Origin of the sequence: Blastococcus sp. TML/M2B, assembly GCF_016612865.1 — a bacterium.
Lineage (GTDB): Bacteria > Actinomycetota > Actinomycetes > Mycobacteriales > Geodermatophilaceae > Blastococcus.
In genome coordinates this window covers 893102-909864 of sequence record NZ_JAENZZ010000002.1, presented here as the reverse complement: position 1 = coordinate 909864, position 16763 = coordinate 893102, and the positions used below count along the sequence as shown (strand labels likewise).

15 protein-coding genes and 1 pseudogene are annotated in these 16763 nt (G+C 76.7%); 9 read left to right on the top strand and 7 right to left on the bottom strand.

The window, feature by feature from the left end; translation table 11 throughout:
- The first annotated feature begins 69 nt into the window (after positions 1 to 69).
- Positions 70 to 3057 (top strand): sacsin N-terminal ATP-binding-like domain-containing protein, encoded by a 2988-nt coding sequence (locus JKP75_RS12880; protein ID WP_200493142.1) that lies wholly within the window; start codon positions 70 to 72, stop codon positions 3055 to 3057.
- Here JKP75_RS12880 and JKP75_RS12875 read toward each other — a convergent pair.
- Both JKP75_RS12875 and JKP75_RS12870 read right to left on the bottom strand, forming a co-directional pair.
- On the bottom strand, positions 3051 to 3419 hold the full coding sequence (locus JKP75_RS12875; protein WP_200490853.1) for a hypothetical protein: 369 nt from the start codon (positions 3417 to 3419) through the stop codon (positions 3051 to 3053). The genes JKP75_RS12880 and JKP75_RS12875 overlap by 7 nt on opposite strands.
- Before the next feature lie 255 nt (positions 3420 to 3674).
- Positions 3675 to 3863 carry a hypothetical protein gene (locus tag JKP75_RS12870; protein ID WP_200493141.1) on the bottom strand — a complete coding sequence of 63 codons (189 nt, stop codon included), beginning with the start codon at positions 3861 to 3863 and terminating at the stop codon, positions 3675 to 3677.
- 395 nt (positions 3864 to 4258) lie between these two features.
- Here JKP75_RS12870 and JKP75_RS12865 point away from each other — a divergent pair, with 395 nt between their 5' ends.
- The 3 genes from JKP75_RS12865 to fabG all read left to right on the top strand — a co-directional run bounded on the left by JKP75_RS12865 (position 4259) and on the right by fabG (position 6774).
- The gene (locus JKP75_RS12865) at positions 4259 to 4636 is read left to right on the top strand and encodes an STAS domain-containing protein (protein ID WP_200490855.1); all 378 of its coding nucleotides are present in this window, start codon (positions 4259 to 4261) and stop codon (positions 4634 to 4636) included.
- A 138-nt stretch (positions 4637 to 4774) separates the two neighbouring features.
- A complete protein-coding gene (locus JKP75_RS12860; protein WP_200490856.1) occupies positions 4775 to 5989 on the top strand; it encodes an acetyl-CoA C-acetyltransferase in 1215 nt (404 codons plus the stop codon).
- 35 nt (positions 5990 to 6024) lie between these two features.
- Positions 6025 to 6774 (top strand): 3-oxoacyl-ACP reductase FabG, encoded by a 750-nt coding sequence (fabG, locus tag JKP75_RS12855; RefSeq protein WP_200490857.1) that lies wholly within the window; start codon positions 6025 to 6027, stop codon positions 6772 to 6774.
- 49 nt (positions 6775 to 6823) lie between these two features.
- On the opposite strand, the gene JKP75_RS12850 is transcribed toward fabG, so the two are convergent.
- Entirely contained in the window at positions 6824 to 7663 is an 840-nt protein-coding gene (locus JKP75_RS12850) for a DUF1206 domain-containing protein (protein ID WP_200490858.1), read from the bottom strand.
- 99 nt (positions 7664 to 7762) lie between these two features.
- Here JKP75_RS12850 and JKP75_RS12845 point away from each other — a divergent pair, with 99 nt between their 5' ends.
- On the top strand, positions 7763 to 8407 hold the full coding sequence (locus JKP75_RS12845) for a hypothetical protein (protein WP_200490859.1): 645 nt from the start codon (positions 7763 to 7765) through the stop codon (positions 8405 to 8407).
- A 12-nt stretch (positions 8408 to 8419) separates the two neighbouring features.
- Here JKP75_RS12845 and JKP75_RS21420 read toward each other — a convergent pair whose 3' ends face one another.
- The 3 genes from JKP75_RS21420 to JKP75_RS12835 all read right to left on the bottom strand — a co-directional run bounded on the left by JKP75_RS21420 (position 8420) and on the right by JKP75_RS12835 (position 11464).
- Entirely contained in the window at positions 8420 to 9835 is a 1416-nt protein-coding gene (locus tag JKP75_RS21420) for an AAA family ATPase (RefSeq protein ID WP_242473316.1), read from the bottom strand.
- Positions 9808 to 10731 (bottom strand): UvrD-helicase domain-containing protein, encoded by a 924-nt coding sequence (locus JKP75_RS21415; RefSeq protein WP_242473315.1) that lies wholly within the window; start codon positions 10729 to 10731, stop codon positions 9808 to 9810. Before JKP75_RS21415 ends, JKP75_RS21420 begins: the two co-directional genes overlap by 28 nt.
- A gap of 79 nt (positions 10732 to 10810) precedes the next feature.
- Positions 10811 to 11464, bottom strand: a complete 654-nt coding sequence (locus tag JKP75_RS12835; RefSeq protein ID WP_200493140.1) for an alpha/beta fold hydrolase — start codon at positions 11462 to 11464, stop codon at positions 10811 to 10813.
- A 125-nt stretch (positions 11465 to 11589) separates the two neighbouring features.
- On the opposite strand from JKP75_RS12835, the gene JKP75_RS12830 reads away from it, so the two are divergent.
- The gene (locus tag JKP75_RS12830) at positions 11590 to 11736 is read left to right on the top strand and encodes a hypothetical protein (protein WP_200490862.1); all 147 of its coding nucleotides are present in this window, start codon (positions 11590 to 11592) and stop codon (positions 11734 to 11736) included.
- Between the two features lie 7 nt (positions 11737 to 11743).
- Here JKP75_RS12830 and JKP75_RS12825 read toward each other — a convergent pair whose 3' ends face one another.
- Entirely contained in the window at positions 11744 to 12517 is a 774-nt protein-coding gene (locus JKP75_RS12825; protein WP_200490863.1) for a hemerythrin domain-containing protein, read from the bottom strand.
- 230 nt (positions 12518 to 12747) lie between these two features.
- Here JKP75_RS12825 and JKP75_RS12820 point away from each other — a divergent pair, with 230 nt between their 5' ends.
- The 3 genes and pseudogenes from JKP75_RS12820 to JKP75_RS21410 form a co-directional block, all read left to right on the top strand.
- On the top strand, positions 12748 to 13548 hold the full coding sequence (locus JKP75_RS12820; RefSeq protein WP_309229806.1) for an alpha/beta hydrolase: 801 nt from the start codon (positions 12748 to 12750) through the stop codon (positions 13546 to 13548).
- Between the two features lie 2 nt (positions 13549 to 13550).
- Positions 13551 to 15809 carry a SpoIIE family protein phosphatase gene (locus JKP75_RS12815; RefSeq protein WP_309229805.1) on the top strand — a complete coding sequence of 753 codons (2259 nt, stop codon included), beginning with the start codon at positions 13551 to 13553 and terminating at the stop codon, positions 15807 to 15809.
- Between the two features lie 138 nt (positions 15810 to 15947).
- Positions 15948 to 16610: pseudogene (locus JKP75_RS21410) on the top strand (acyl-CoA dehydrogenase family protein); the annotation flags it as partial.
- Positions 16611 to 16763: the final 153 nt, after the last annotated feature.

The following is a 16763-nucleotide window of genomic DNA, read 5'->3' as shown; positions in this document are numbered from 1 at the left end:
TGCCCGATCCCCGAGATCGCCAACCACGGAGTCACCCGGAGGGGGCGGCCCGGACTCTAGGGTCGCGCCATGGGGAGCCCGCGCACCGCCGACCCGTTCGGTACGGCGGAGCTGCGCCGCCGGGTGCTCGCGGCCTGGACCGACTCCCCGGCCCGCTTCCGCGAGGACGCGAACGCCGAGGAGGACCTGGTCCGCGGCGGCTACCGCGACCGGCTGCTGGTCGAGCTCGCCCAGAACGCCGCAGACGCGGCACGGCGGGCCGGGGTGCCCGGCCGGCTGCGGCTCGAGCTCACCGGCGGGGCCGCGCCGGAGCTGCGCGCGGCGAACACCGGTGCCCCGCTGGACGCCGCGGGGGTGGAGGGTCTGGCGACGCTGCGGGCCTCGGCCAAGCGGGACGACGCGGCGAGCGCCGGGCGGTTCGGCGTCGGCTTCGCCGCGGTGCTCGCGGTGACCGACGAGCCCGCCGTCCGCTCGACGACCGGCGGGGTGCGGTTCAGCGCCGCCCGCACCCGGGCCGCCGTCGCCGCGGTGCCCGACCTCGCCGCCGAGCTAGCCGCGCGCGACGGCGCCGTGCCGGTGCTGCGGCTGCCCGAGCCGGCGGTCGGCGCCCCGCCGGAGGGGTTCGCCACCGAGGTGGTGCTGCCGCTGCGGCCCGGTGCCCGCGACACCGTCGCCGCCGCGCTGGCCGCGCTGGACGCCGAGCTGCTGCTCGCCCTGCCCGGGCTGGACCGCGTCGAGGTGATCGCCGACGGCGGGCGGCGGCTGCTCACCCGGGACGGCGCCCCGCCGCTGGTCCGGCTCACCGACGGCGAGGGCACGACGACGTGGGCCGTCGCGACCGCCGCGGGGGAGCTGCCCGCGGAGCTGTCCGCCGGCCGGCCGGTCGAGGAGCGCGGGCGGCGGGCCTGGGACCTCACCTGGGCGGTGCCGGTGGACGACGACGGCCGGCCGCGCCCGCTGCCGGGCCGCCAGGTGGTGCACGCGCCGACGCCGAGCGACGAGCCGCTGAGCCTCCCGGTGCGGCTGATCGCCCCGTTCCCGCTCGGCCCGGACCGGCGGCACGTGCTGCCCGGCCCGGTCACCGACCTCCTGGTGGCGGAGGCCGCGCGGGCCTTCGCCGCGCTCGTCCGGCAGCTGCCGCCCGATCCCGCCGTCCTCGCGCTGCTCCCGCACCCGGGCCGGTGGCCCGGGGCGCCGCTGGCCGAGGCGCTGGACCGCGCCGTCGGTGACCGGCTCTCGGCCGAGGACTGGCTGCCGGTCGCGGGGGAGGAGGAGCGCCGCGCGCCGCTCGGCGCGGTCGTCCTCGAGGACGCCGACGAGGCGCGGGTGGCCGCCCTCGCCGGGGTGCTGCCGGGCCTGCTGCCCGCCGCCTGGTCGCGCCGCACCGACGCGCCGGTCTTCACCGCGCTCGGCGTGCGGCGGATCGGCCCGGCCGAGGCGGTCGAGGCGGTGCGCGGCGTGGACCGGCCGCCCGGGTGGTGGGCCCGGCTGTACGCCGCGCTGGACGGCGCCGACCGCGAGGAGCTGGGCGCGCTGCCGGTGCCCCTCGCCGACGGCCGCACCGCGCACGGACCGGCCGGGGTGCTGCTGCCCGTCGAGGGGCTGCCCGCCGCGCGGCTCGCACCGCTCGGGCTGCGGCTGGCCGATCCCGACGCCGTCGCCCCGCCGGCGGCCCGGCGCCTGCTCGAGCGCCTCGGGGCGCGGCCCGCCACGGCGGCCGCGGTGCTCGCCGACCCGGTGGTCCGGGCCGCCGTGGAGCACTCGCTGGCGGCGGTCGAGGACGCCGTCCCCGACGAGCCGGACCCTGCCGAGCTGGCCGACGCGGTGCTCGCCCTCGTGGCCGCGGCCGGCCCGGCGGCCGACGGGCAGCCCTGGCTCGCCGAGCTCGCCCTGCCCGACGACGACGGCGGGTGGGCACCGGCGGGCGAGCTGCTGCTGCCCGGCGCCCCGCTGGCGGGCGTGCTCGAGCCGGGCGCGCTGGGCGTGCTCGACGCAGCCGTCGCCGCGGCGGCGGAGCACGACGCCCTCCGGCGGGTCGGCGTGCTCGACACCTTCGCGCTGGTCACCGCCGGCGATCCCGACGCGCTCGACGTCGACGCGGCGGAGGAGTGGGCCGACGCCGTCCTCGACCGGCTGCCCCGGGACGCGCCCGCACCGGACTGGCCGGCCCTGACCGCCGTCCGCGACCTGGAGCTGGTGGCCGACTGGCCCGCTGCCCTCCGGCTGCTGGCCGAGCTGCCCGCCGCCGCATGGGACGACGTCATCCTCGGCGGTGTCCCGGCGCCCGGCTACCTGCGCTGGTGGCTGGCCACGCACCCGGTGCTCGACGGCCGCCGCCCGGACCGGTTGCGGGCACCCGGACCAGGCCCGTTACAGGGACTGTACGAACTGGCCGAGCTCGACGACCGGCTGCTGCGCCTGGTGCGCCCACCCGCGACGGTCGACGACGTGCTCGCCGACGTCGACGGCGCGATCGACCTGCTGCACCGGCTCGGCGACCCGGCCCGCGTCGTGCGGCTCGACCTGCTCGGCAGCATCTACCCGCGGCTCGCCGAGGCGCTCGACGGCGTCGACGTGGACCCGCCGGGGCGGGTGCGCGTGGCGCCCGACCGCGTGGCGGCGGACGCCGTCGTCCTGGACGCGCCGTGGTTGCAGTCACTGGTCCGAACCGACGTCGTCCCCGGGGGAGCCGCGGTGGCCGACCTGCTGGACCTCCCCCTGGCCTCGGAGGTCGTGCGGAGCGCGCCGTCCTCGAGGGGGCCGGGACGGCCGTGGGCCGAGCTGCCCGGCGCCGCGCTGGCGGCCGCCCGCCTCGGGGTGGGCGAGCTGACCGGGGAGGTGGTGGTTGATCCGCGGCTGGCCGCCGACGGCGTCCCGGTGGCGTGGTGGCCGGGGGAGCCGGACCGGGTCGACGGCACGCCGGCGGCACTGGGCCGCGCCCTGGCCTGGCGGGCCGGGCGGTGGGAGCTGCGCCAGGCGCTGGCCGAGGCGTTCGCCGCCCCCGACCGCGTCCTCGACCTGGCGGCCGAGGACGCGATCGGGCACTGGTCCTACTGACCCCAGCGCGGGATGGCCGCGGCACCGGGCGCGTGCCCGTGCGTCGAGGGCCGCCCGCCGCGACCGGCGCGGGGCGCGCCGGCCGACGGTGCCCGCGAGGTGCGGGTCCAGCAGTCGAACAGCGAGCGCCACTGCGCCGCGGTGAGCGCCGACGGCCGGGTGGTCGGCGGCAGGCCCTCGTGCCGCAGCCACTGCACCCCGGCGGTGCCGGGCAGCTGGGCGCGCAGCAGCGGCCCCAGCGGCGCCGACGACGACGCCAGCACGGCGTGCGCGAGGCGGTCGAACGCGGGGGTGTCGGACTCGGGCAGGCCGGCGCGGGCATCGGCCGCGGGGCCGGCGGGAACGGGACTCGGACGTGACACGGGGTACCTCCGGACGAGGCGGTGCGGAACGCCCCCGGGTCAGCACGGTGCCCGGTGGGCGCGGGGGAGAGGGATCGGGGACCGGGCAGGGCCGGGTCGCCGCGGCCGGACGGGGGGAACCGTTCCCGGCGGGAGCACGAGGCTCGGGGCGGGCCGGGGCCGGAACGGCCCCGGAACTCAGGAGGAGGTGCGCATCCGCACGACGTACCGCATGGCCGGGACCCTAGGGACGAGGGCGCGGTGCCGTCGAGCGAATTACCGCTCCCGGTCCTCGGCGCCGGCCGAGCCGGCCTGGGTGGACCGGGCGGCCTGGGCGGCGCGGTGGGCCTCCCAGCGGCGGCGGTCCTTCTCGCGGGCGCCCGCGTTCTGCTCCCACTTCGCCTTGCGGCGGCGGGCGCGCTCGGCCTCCCGCTCCTCGAACGTGGAGGTGCTCGTCCCAGCCACGGGCCGCGAGCCCCATGCCGAGGACGGTGAGCAGCGCGATGGCCACGGCCACGGCGATGACGACGTCGAGGACGAGGAACGCGAGCACCGCCAGCACGACGGCCGCGACCACCCCGAGGACCGGGCCGGGGCTCCACCGTGCGCGTGCGGGCTCAGTCGTCACCGGCCCAGTATCCGCTCCGCGGGACCTGCGTGCGGCCACCACCCACCGGGCCCCGGAGGGGGGAGGTCACGGGTCTCCTTGCCAGGAGCGGGTGCGGGCTCCTACGGTGGGGCCGACGGCTCGTCAGCCGGCCGTCCCCCTCGCGGCACGCATCAGTCGGGTGGCCCGGTTCCGGGCATCGACCGGTCGGCTCTCCTGGGTTCCAGGCACCACCTGCCGAGAGGTCCACCCGATGGCCGCACCGTCCGCCGTACCGCCGGCCTCCGACCTCCTGCGCATCGACGTCGTCGCGCACGGGCCCGCCGTGCAGGTGCACGCTGCCGGGGAGATCGACTCCTCCACCGCGCCGGTGCTCGAGCACCGCCTCGACGACGTCATCGCCGGCACGCCCGACCGGCTGGTCATCGACCTGCGCGGGGTGACCTTCCTCGACTCCGCCGGCCTCCGCGTGCTCGCCACCGCGCACAAGAGCGCCCGCCGGCGCGACGTCGACCTCCGCGTGCTCGTCTCCGCCCGGGCGGTCATGCGCCCGTTGCAGATCACCGGGCTCGCGCAGCTGCTCGGCGTCGAGGAGGTCGCCCCCGCGGCCGAGGACGCCGGGGTCGCCTGATCCGTCCCGCGCGAGCGCCCGGCCGGGGACGGCGGGAGGGTGCGTGCGCGGACCCGTGTGCCGCGGGGCACACTTCCTCCTGACCCGCGCCGGCCGCTCTCCGGCCCGCGGACGCGGACCTACGCCTGGAGGAACCCCGTGCGAGATGCGGTCATCTGCGAGCCCCTGCGGACCCCGGTCGGCGGATTCGGCGGCTCGCTGCGCGACGTCCCCGTGCAGGAGCTCGCCGCCACGGTGATCCGGGCGCTCATCGAGCGCACCGGGATCCCGCCGGAGTCGGTCGAGGACGTGCTGCTCGGCAACTGCTACCCGACCATGGACGCGCCGGCGATCGGCCGCGTCGCCGGGCTGAACGCCGGGCTGCCCGTCACGGCCTCCGGGATCCAGATCGACCGCCGCTGCGGCTCGGGCCTGCAGGCCGTCGTCAACGCCGCCATGCAGGTGCAGTCCGGCGCGTCCGACCTGGTCCTCGCCGGCGGCGCGGAGTCGATGAGCAACGCGCCGTTCTACTCGACCGCCATGCGCTGGGGGGTGCGCGCCGGCACCGGCGTGCTGCTCGAGGACGGGCTGGTGCGCGGACGCGTCACCGCCGGCGGCACCAACTTCCCCGTTCCCGGCGGGATGATCGAGACCGCGGAGAACCTGCGCGCGGAGTACGAGATCAGCCGTGAGGAGCAGGACGAGTACGCGGTGCGCAGCCACCAGCGCGCCGCCGCGGCCGTCGAGGCCGGCCGGTTCGCCGACGAGATCGTCCCGGTCACGGTGAAGGGCCGGAAGGGCGACACCGTCGTCGACCGCGACGAGCACATCCGCCCCGACGCCAACCTCGAGACGCTGGCCAAGCTGCGCCCGATCATGGGCCGCCAGGACGACGCCGCCACCGTCACCGCCGGCAACGCCAGCGGCCAGAACGACGGCGCCGCCGTCTGCATCGTGACCACCCCGGAGAAGGCCGCCGAGCTCGGGCTGCGCCCGCTGGCGAAGCTCGTCTCGTGGAGCGTCGCCGGCGTCCCGCCGCGGACCATGGGCATCGGCCCGGTGCCGGCCACGGCCAAGGCGCTCGCGATCGCCGGCCTCAGCCTGGCCGAGATCGACCTGATCGAGCTGAACGAGGCCTTCGCCAGCCAGGTGCTCGCCGTCGCCCGCGAGTGGGAGTTCACCGAGAAGGACTGGGAGCGCACCAACGTCAACGGCTCCGGCATCTCGCTGGGTCACCCGGTGGGCGCGACCGGCGGCCGGATCCTCGCCACGCTGCTGCGCGAGATGGAGCGCCGCGAGGCGCGCTACGGCCTGGAGACGATGTGCATCGGCGGCGGGCAGGGGCTCGCCGCGGTGTTCGAGCGGGTCGCCTGAGTGATCCGCGCAACGACGACGAACGGGAGCACGCAATGAGCAGGGTCGCCATCGTCACCGGCGCGGCGCGCGGCATCGGGGCGGCCACCGCCCAACGCCTCGCGCAGGACGGCTTCGCCGTCGCCGTCCTGGACCTCAAGGCAGAGGACTGCGCCGGCACCGTCGCCGCCATCGAGTCCGCCGGCGGGACGGCGCTGGCCGTCGGCGCGGATGTCAGCGACGCCGAGCAGGTCCAGGCGGCCGTCGACCGCGTCGCCGCCGAGCTCGGCCCGCCGGTCGTGCTGGTCAACAACGCCGGTGTCACCCGCGACAACCTGCTGTTCAAGATGAGCGACGCCGACTGGGACGTCGTCATGAACGTGCACCTGCGCGGCTCGTTCCTCATGACCCGCGCCACCCAGAAGCACATGATCGAGGCGAAGTGGGGCCGGATCGTCAACCTCTCCAGCGTCTCGGCGCTGGGCAACCGCGGTCAGGCCAACTACTCGACCGCCAAGGCCGGCCTGCAGGGCTTCACCAAGACCCTCGCCATCGAGCTGGGCAAGTTCGGCGTCACCGCCAACGCCATCGCACCGGGCTTCATCGTCAGCGACATGACCAAGGCGACCGCCGAGCGGATCGGCGAGGAGTGGGAGCCCTACGTGGCCAAGCGCGCCGCGGCGATCCCGGTCGCCCGCGCCGGCGTCCCCGAGGACATCGCGCACACCGTCTCGTTCTTCGTGAGCGAGGGCACCGGCTTCATCAGCGGGCAGGTCATCTACGCCGCGGGCGGCCCGCGCACCTGATCCGCCCGGACGACGGGGTGCGCCGACCGGCGCACCCCGTCGTCCCGCGTCAGGTGCGCTCGGGGTACCGGGCGCGGACGAAGAGGTAGGCGCCGAACGCGGCGATGCCCAGCGCCACCAGGGTCAGCAGGAACTGGCCGAAGGGCGCGTCGAGGATGGTCCGCAGCGCGCCGTCCAGACCGCTGGCGTCGGCCGGGTCGAAGGTGACCGCGGCGTGGACGAGCAGCCCGCCGACGACGCCGAACGCGACGCCCTTGGCGGGGTAGCCGACCTGGCCGAGCCGGGTGACCAGCCGGGTCGCCGACGCCGGCGCCTGCCCCAGGTCGATCTCCTTGAGGAAGCGCTTCGTGGCCCCCTTGTAGACGTGGTAGGCCGCCACCCCGAGCAGCACCAGCCCGGCGGCACCGACCAGCCAGCGCCCGCCCGGCCAGCCGAAGATCCCGGCCGTCGTCTCCTGCTGCTGCTGCTGGGAGCTCGACGAGCCGCCGCCGGTGGCGAAGCGGATCGCCAGCACCGCCAGGGCGGCGTAGACGACCGCCTTGGCGACCGCCTTCACCGACTTCTTGACCGCCCGGCTGCGCGCGTCCCCGGACGCCGACCAGCCCGAGCGCCAGCGCAGCACCTCCAGCGCCTGCCAGACCGCGAGGGCGATCAGCCCGATCGCGATGATCCAGAGCAGCGGCTTGCCGACCGGCGACTCCGCGACCGTCGACAGCGCGCCGGACTGGTCGGCCGACTCGCCGCCGGACCCCCAGGCCAGCTGGAGCGCCAGCCAGGCCACCAGCAGGTGCACGACGCCGTAGGCGAGGAGGCCCACGCGCGCCAGGTTCTCCAGGCCGTCGCCGTCCGCGGCGCCCAGGGCACCGCTCGTGGACCGCTGTCCGCTCATCCGCGACTCCGCTCATCGGTGGTGATCAACGACCCAGCGTGGCACGCGGACGGCCCCGGTGCCTGCCGTCGTCCCCCCGCGGTGGGGGACACTGGCTGCGTGGCGAACGCTGGAACCGTCCTGACCGCTCGACCGACCCCCGAGGTCGCCCGCCGCGCCTGGCCGCAGTGGCTCGCGCTCGGCGCCGCGATGATCGCCGTCGCCGTGGCGTCCACCGCGTGGTCCGACGGCGGCTCCCGCCTGCTGCTCGGGGCGCTCGGGCTCTTCCTCGCCGTGCGCGGCGGGGTGCTGCTGCGCACCGCCCCGGGGTTGGACGGCGAGCTCGCGGGCCGCGCCCGGACGCTCGGCACGGTCGCGGCCGGAGCCGGCGTCGTGGCGCTGGTGGTCGCGCTGGTCTCCGAGGTGGCCGCGGCCCGCGTGCTGCTGGTCGCGGTGCCGGTGGTGCTGCTCGGCGGCGCGCTCGCCCTGCTGACCCGCACCGGGGCCGCCCGGCGCGGCGGTCAGGTGCTGCTCGTGTGGGGTCTGCTGGTCACCGGCCTGCTGGTCGTCACCGGCCTCGCCCAGGACTGGGCGCGCGCCTCGGACGCCGCCACCGTCGTCGCGGCGCTGATGACCGCGGCCCTGGCCGTGCCGGTGCTGGTCAGCGCCGTCAACCTGCGGGCGGTCGCGGCCCAGCCGGCACCCGCCCCGGTCGGCGGCGGTTGCGGCGGCTGCGCCTGCGGCGCCGGGGGCTGCGGCTCCTGAGCTGCCCGCCGGTCAGCGCGGTGCGAGCCCGCTGAGCTCGGCCGGCAGCTCGTCCGGGTGCAGGACGCCGAGCCGCTGGGTGGCGCGGGTGAGGACGACGTAGAGGTCGTTCCAGCCGCGCACCCCCTCGGCGACGACGGCGGCCGGGTCGACCACGAGCACCGAGTCGAACTCCAGGCCCTTGGCGCCCTCGGGCGGGAGGACGACCGGCGCGTCGGCCCGGTCGGGGTCGGCCGGCAGGCGTGACTCCACCGCGGCGCGCACGGCGTCCAGCCGGCTGTGCGGCACGAGCACCCCGAGGGTGCCCTCCTCCTTGTCGAACTCCAGCGCGGCCTCGGCGACGGCGTCCGCGAGCTCGGCGTCGGGCACCTGCTGCGCCCACGGCAGCACCCCGGTGGAGCGCACCGAGGTGGCGGCCGAGGTCGCGGCACCGGTGGCGGCGAGCACCTCGGTGGCCACGTCCATGATCTCGCTGGGCGTCCGGTAGTTGACGGTCAGCTCGGCCAGCTGCCAGGTGCGTCCCAGGTGCGGGTCGAGCACCTCGGCCCAGCTGGTCGCGCCGGCCAGGGTGCTGGTCTGGGCCACGTCGCCCACCACGGTCATCGAGCGGGTGGGGCAGCGGCGCAGCAGCAGCCGCCAGGCCATCGCCGACAGCTCCTGCGCCTCGTCCACGATGATGTGCCCGTAGGTCCAGGTGCGGTCCGCCGACGCCCGCTCGGCGGTGCTGCGGTAGTCGGTCTCCTCCTGCCGGTCGGCCAGCCCCGCGGCGTCGAGCAGGTCCCCGGCCAGCAGCTCCTCGGCCTCGTCCTCGGTCTCGGCGTCCAGCGAGCGGGAGCCGTGCAGCATGTCCAGGGTCTCCTGGGCGTCGCGCAGCCGGCGCTGCCGGTCGCGCTCCTCGGCCCGGCGCTGCGCGGTCTCGTCGATGCCGAGCAGCTCGTCGACCTCCTCGAGCAGCGGCACGTCGGCCGGCGTCCACGGTGCCGACGGCGCCCGGTGCAGCAGTGCGCGCTCCTCCGCGGTCAGCGCGGGAGCGACGGCGTCGAGCTGGGCGCGCGAGGCGAACAGGTCGCGCAGCACCCGCTCGGCGGTGAGCCGCGGCCACAGCCGGTCGATCAACGAGTGCACCGCCGGCTCGGCGGCGACCTCGCGGCGCAGCGCGGCGACGTCGCCGGCGTCCAGCAGGTTCGCCCCGCCCAGCACGTTCTCGCCCAGCTTGTCGGCGTACTTGCGGGCGACCAGCTCGATCACCGTGCGGGCCGCGGCCGGGCGGGCCTCGTTGTGCACCCGCGAGGCGGCGCGGGCGCGGCTGCGCACCTTCGCAGCGTCCGCCTTGGTGAACCGCAGGGGGACGCCGTCGATGACCAGCTCGGCGGGCCGGTCGAGCACCGCCTGCCGCCGCTTCACCGCGGCGGCGACGACGTCGGCCATGACCAGCCGGCGCCCTTGAGCTCGGCGACCGCGGGGGCCTCCGGCGCGTGCGCCTGCAGGCCGGGGCGCAGCCCGCCCAGGTCGGCCAGCACGACACCGGTCTCGCCGAGCGAGGGCAGCACGTCGGCGATGTAGCGCAGGAACGTGGGGGAGGGGCCGACGACGAGCAGCCCGCTGCGGGCCAGCCGCTCGCGGTGCGTGTAGAGCAGGTAGGCGGCGCGGTGCAGCGCGACGGCGGTCTTGCCGGTGCCCGGCCCGCCCTGCACGACCAGCACGCCCTTCACGTCGGCGCGGATGATCCGGTCCTGCTCGGCCTGGATCGTGCGCACGATGTCGGTCATCCGGCCGGTGCGCGAGGCGTTGAGCGCCGCGAGCAGCACCGACTCACCGGCCAGCCCGCCGCGGTCGGTGGCCGCGCCCTCGGCCGCCGCCGCGGAGATGTCGAGGGTCTCGTCGGCGACGCTCACCACCGTCCGGCCGCGGGTGCGGATGTGCCGGCGACGGCGCACGCCCTCGTCGTGCAGGGGGGTCGCCGTGTAGAACGGCCGCGCCGCGGGCGCCCGCCAGTCGATCAGCAGCGGCTCCTCGGCGCCGTCGGCGAACAGCCCGATCCGCCCGATGTAGCGGGGCGTGTCGGACTCGTGCCGGTCCAGCCGGCCGAAGACCAGGCCGTGCTCGGCGGCGTCGAGGGCGACGATGCGGTGGGTGTGCAGCTCGACGGCGGCCTCGCGCTCGCCGACCGCCTGCGGGTTGTGCGGCACGAGCGCCAGCGCGTCCTCGAGGCGGCCGACGCTGCGCGCGCGCACCTCGTCGAGCCGGTCGAACAGCGCGGTCACGTAGGGCTGTTCCGCGGCGATCCCGGCGTCGGGGGCGTCCGCGGCTCGAGCTGTCGACAAGTCGTGCCGCTTTCGGTCGGGGGTGCGCAGGGTGTCCCAGGGGTCCTGCGGGGCGGCCGCCCATTATGCGCGCGCGGGGTCAGTCGCCCAGGTAGGCCACGAGCCGCTCGGCCAGCTCCACGGGTCGGCTCAGCGCGACCAGGTGCCCGCCCGGCACCTCGTCGACGGGCAGACCCAGCCGGTCCCGCGCGACCCGGCGCTGGAAGCCGATCGGGAAGAAGCGGTCGTCCCGGCCGGCCAGCACGCGGGTGGGGACGTCGGGCCAGTGCTCCAGCGGCCAGGGGTCCTCGAACGGGCGGCCGGTCTGCGCGAACGGCTCGGACTGCACCCTCGCGGCCACGGCGGCCGGGACGTCGTGGAAGAACGCCTCGGTCGGGTCGCCGGGATCGGCGTGACCGGTGGCCCCCCACCACTCACCGCCAATCTCGCCCGGGCACGGCACCATCGCGTTGAGCAGCACCAGCAGGCGGACCGGCAGGCGGTCGCACGCCAGCGGCGCGGTCAGCCCGCCCATCGACTGCGCGACGAGGACGACCGGGTCGGGCTCCTCGCCGAGCGCCGTCCGCACCGTGCCGACGACGGTGTCGGCGTAGGCGGCCAGCCCGGCGGCGGGGTCCGCGGCGGGCAGGCCGACGGCCAGCGCGCGTTGGCCCCGGCGCTCGAGCTCGGGGACCAGGAGCTGCCAGTACGAGGCGGCGCCGCCCGCTCCGGGCACCAGGACGAAAGCGGTCACGGGAGAGGAGACCACGGCCGGTGACCCAACTCATCGGTGTGCCGGGGAAGCGGCAACCTCGCGGTCACCTGCGCGACACAGTCGCTGCCTAGCGTCGGAGGCGTCCCCGAGGGAGGAGAACCCCGATGACCACCAGCACCCTCGAGCGGCCGGACGTCCGGACCGCTCCCGACGGCGCCGCGCACGACGCCACCTGGACCTGCGAGAACTGCCGCACCGAGACCCGCGCCGTCCGCAAGCGGTGCACCGACTGCGGGACGTCGCGCTACTGACCCGGCGCTAAGCGGCGGGCGGCGCACCCCGCAGGCGGACGACGGCGGCGCGGTAGCGGCGGGCGCCCGCCACCCGCCACGCCAGGCGCCGCCGCGCGGGGAGCCCGTCGAGCAGGCGGGCGCGCTCCGCGGCGCAGGAGTCCTCGAGCGCGAGGCCGAGCACGAGCCGCCGCTCGCGGCCGGTCAGCCGGCAGGAGGCGACCGCCGCGACCGCCGCCCAGCGGGCCGGGTCGAGGTGCGCCTCGAGCAGCGGGACGAGGACGCGCTCCTCCTCGGCGAGGTGCGCGTCCACCTCGTCGGCGATCCGGCGGCAGGACCGCGCCAGGGCGTCGCGAGCGGCGCAGCTGCCGGTGACCGCCCACTGGCGGGACGCGGTGGAGAGGTCGCGCACCGCGGAATCGATGCGGGCGGCCCGCACCGTCCAGGTGGCGACGGCGGCGCGCAGCCCGGGTTCCGAGCCGGCGGGGACGGCGGTCAGCAGCTCCGGCCACAGCGCCTCGCGCTCGAACCGGTGGTGGGCGAGCAGCAGCCGGGAGACCAGGTCGACGTGCGCGGTGAGGGCGCGGGTGCGCGCGGGCTCGTCCGGCGGCGCCCACGACAGCAGGTCGGCCAGCAGCCGCAGCTCGCGGCGCAGCAGCCGGTGGAGCACCCGCGGGGAGCCCGCCGCGCGGCCGCCGGGCGCGGGGAGGGCTGCGGCGTCCGGTGCGGGGAGCGCGTCGTCGGCGGGCGCGCGCGGCACCGGCAGGACGGGGGTGGCGGTACCGACGTGGGCGGCGGTCATGCGGAGGCCTCGCTGGCGGCTCGGGTCCGGACCCCGGGGGTTCCGGGGTGCGACGCGGCGAGAGTAGGACCGCCCGGGACCGCGCGCACAGGGCTTTCCGGAACCCGCCGGTCACGGCCTTCGCCGCGCCGGAGGAGGGCGTCCCTCCGTCCCCGCAGGCTGACCCGGGGTCACCGGCGGAGGCGCCGGGAGGCACAGACACGACCTCCCTCCTCCTCTAGGGTTCGGGCGTGGGGAACGTCCTGGAGCGCAACTGCGTGCGTCTCGGCGGGACACCGGACGGGCGTCCGATGGTGTTCGCGCACGGGTTCGGCTGCGACCAGGAGATGTGGCGCTTCGTCGTCCCGGAGTTCGAGGACGATCACCGCATCGTGCTGTTCGACCACGTGGGCGCGGGCAACTCCGACCTGTCGGCCTACGACCACGCGACCTACAACTCGCTGCGCGGGTACGCCGCCGACGTCGTGGCGATCTGCCGCGAGCTGGAGCTCCGCGACGTGGTCTTCGTGGGGCACTCCGTGAGCGCGATGATCGGCGTGCTGGCCCTGCAGGAGGCCCCGGAGCTGTTCGGCGCGCTGGTGATGATCGGCCCGAGCCCGCGGTACGTCGACGACGGCGACTACGTGGGCGGGTTCAGCCGCACCGACATCGCCGGCCTGCTCGAGGCGCTGGACGCCAACCACCTCGGCTGGTCCCGGCAGATGGCCCCGGTGATCATGGGCGTGCCCGACCACCCGGAGATGGCCGCCGAGCTCACCAACAGCTTCTGCCGGACCGACCCCGACATCACCCGGCACTTCGCCCGCGTGACCTTCCTGTCGGACAACCGCGCCGACCTCGCGAGCGTGCACGTCCCGACGCTGGTGCTGCAGTGCAGCCAGGACGTCATCGCCCCCGAGGTGGTCGGCCGCTACGTGCACGAGCACATCCCCGGCAGCACGTTCACCCAGCTCGCCGCCACCGGCCACTGCCCGCACCTGAGCGCGCCCGAGGAGACGGCGGCCGCGATCCGGGCCTTCCTGCCGGGGTGAGCGTGTCGACGCTCAGGGGCGCCGGGGGACCGGACCCCGACGACGTGGGCCGGCTGGACCGGCTGCTGGAGGACGACCCGGCCGACCTCTACGAGAACGCGCCGATGGGATACCTCTCGACGGTGCCAGACGGGCGGATCGTCAAGGTCAACCGCACCTTCTGCGAGTGGATCGGGCGCTCGGCCGACGAGGTGCTCGGCGTCCGCTTCCAGGACCTGCTGAGCATGGGCGGGCGGGTCTACTACGAGACGCACCTGGTGCCGCTGCTGCGCATGCAGGGCGCGGTCCGGGAGATCGCGCTGGACCTGGTGCGCGTCGACGGGCAGCCGCTGTCCTGCCTGGCCAACGCCGTGGAGATCCGGGACGACGACGGCGCTCCGCTGCTCATCCGCGCGACGGTCTTCGAGGCCACCGCCCGCCGGAGGTACGAGCGCGAGCTGCTCGCCGCGCAGCAGGCCGCCGAGGAGTCCGAGCGGCGCTCGCTGACCCTGCAGATGGTGGTCTCGGACCTCGCAGCCGCGGTCTCGGTGGAGGACGTCGCCGCGGTGATCGTCGAGCGCAGCCGCGAGGCGCTGCAGGCCCGCGGGGCGGCGCTGGTGCTGGTCGAGGCCGATCCGCACGACCCCGAGGCGCTGCCCGCCCTGCGGCCGGTGCGCTCCGACGGCGTGCCGGACGACGTGCTGCGGGAGCTGCGCGAGGCCGCGGGCAGCAGGCTGGCCGTGGAGCTGGCACGGGGCGTGCGGACGATCGCGCTCACCGACCAGCTGCGGGCCGACCGGCCCGCGCTCGCAGCCGCGATGGCCGCCGCGCAGCTGTCCGATCTGGTCGTCGTGCCGGTGAGCGCCGACGGCCGCCGGCTCGGCGTGCTCGTGCTGGCCCGCGGCGACGTGGCCGGCGACCTGATCAGCCTGGTGGAGCCGGGGGAGGGCGCGGAGCTGGCGACGGCCTCGGTGAACCTGCTGTGGACCATCGGCCGCCAGGCGGGGCAGGCCCTCGAGCGGGCGCGGCTGCACGAGCAGACGGCGCGGCAGGCCGCCCGCGCGTCCTTCCTGCTGGAGGCGGCCCGCCTGCTCGCCGAGGCCGCCGACGTCGCCGAGACCGTCGAGCTGGTCGCGGGGCTGGTCGTGGACCGGCTGGCCGACCTGTGCGTCATCGACCTGGAGACCGACGAGGGGCTGACCCGCCCCGCGGTGCGGCACCGCGACCCCGGGCTCGCGCACCTGGTCGAGGAGCTGCGCAGCCGGCACCTGCCGCGCCGCTCGGCGACGCACCCCAGCGTGCGGGCGCTGCGCGGCGGCGGCACCGAGTGGATCCGCGCGGTGGACGACGACTTCCTGCGCTCGATCGCGGTCGACGAGGAGCACCTCGCGGCGATGCGGGCACTCGACATCGCCGGCGTCGTGGCCGTGCCGCTGACCGTGGAGGGGCGGCAGCTCGGCGTCCTCACCGTCGCGACCGACCGCCGCCGCGGGCCGTTCACCGTCGCCGACGTCGAGGTGGCCGAGCAGCTGGCCCTGCAGCTCGGGCTCGTCGTGGCGCGGGCACAGCGCTTCGACCTCGCCGTCCGCACCTCGCACGCGCTGCAGCGCAACCTGCTGCCGCCGGCGCCCCCGGAGCTGGAGGGGCTGTCCATCGCGGTGCGCTACCTGGCCGCCACCCGCGGGGTGGACGTCGGCGGGGACTTCTACGACGTCGTCCGGCTGCCGGGGGACGAGATCGGCCTGGCCGTCGGCGACGTCGTCGGCCACGACATCACCGCCGCCGCCACGATGGGCCAGCTGCGCAGCGTCTACCGGGCGCTGCTCGCCGACGGCCCGGCGCCGGGCGCCGTCGTCGAGCGGCTGCAGGCCGGCTGGCCGCTGCTGGGGCTGCGGCGCATGGCGACGGCGCTGTTCGCCTCCCTGGACTCCGCCACCGGCCGGCTGCGGATCGCCTCGGCCGGCCACCCGCCGCCGGTGCTGATCACCGGGGGGCGCGCGTCGTTCCTGCCCGTGCCGCCGAGCCGGATGCTGGGCGCGCCGCCGTCGATCGCCGACGAGTGGATCGGCGTGCTGCCCGAGGGCGCCACCCTGGTGCTGTTCACCGACGGCCTGGTGGAGAGCCGCTCCGCCGACATCGACGAGGGCTTCGCGGCGCTGCTGCACGCCGCGTCCTCCGCCGGCACGTCGGACCCCGGCGCGCTCTGCGACCACCTGCTGCGCGAGCTCACCGGCCCGCACCGCGCCGACGACATCGCGCTGCTGGTCCTCACCCGCGTCTGACCCGCCCCCCGCGCCGGGATCAGGTGACCTGATCGTCGCGCGTCCTCCCTCAGCGCACACCACGAGGGAGGACGCGCTACGGCGAGGGAGGACGACCACGGCCGGGCGCGCACAGGCGCGGGCTGCCCTGTACAACCGATGCAGGACGCACGTCGGACAGCTCGAGCTGGGAGTCGCATGACCAACCCGTTGACACTGGCGCCGGCCCCGCGGTCGGAGGCCGCCGAGCAGGTGCGCGGCGAGGTGCGCGACTTCCTCGCCGAGGAGCTCGCCGCCGGCACGTTCACCACGCACGTGGACACCTGGCTCTCCGGCGTCGACCCGGAGTTCTCGCGCAAGCTGGGCGCCCGCGGCTGGCTGGGCATGACCTGGCCGAAGCAGTACGGCGGCCACGAGCGGACGGCGATGGAGCGCTACGCCGTCACCGAGGAGCTGCTGGCCGCCGGCGCACCGGTCGCGGCGCACTGGATCGCCGACCGGCAGTCCGGCCCCAACCTGCTGCGCTACGGCACCGAGGCGCAGCGGCGCGAGATCCTGCCGCGCATCGCCCGCGGCGAGTGCTACTTCGTGATCGGCATGTCCGAGCCCGATTCCGGCTCCGACCTGGCCTCGATCCGCACGAAGGCGGTGCGCAACGGCGACGGCGACTGGGTGGTCAACGGCGCCAAGGTCTGGACGTCGAACGCGCATGCCTCGCACTACGGCATCGTGCTCGTGCGCACCGCCCCCGTGGACACCGCGAACCGGCACGCGGGGATGTCGCAGCTGCTCGTCGACCTGTCGCTGCCGGGCATCACGGTCAACCCGATCCGCATCCTCGACGGCGGCCACCACTTCAACGAGGTGGTCTTCGAGGACGTCGTCGTCCCCGGCGACATGCTGCTCGGCACCGAGGGCGACGGCTGGCACCAGGTGACCGCGGAGCTGGCGTTCGAGCGGTCCGGCCCGGAGCGG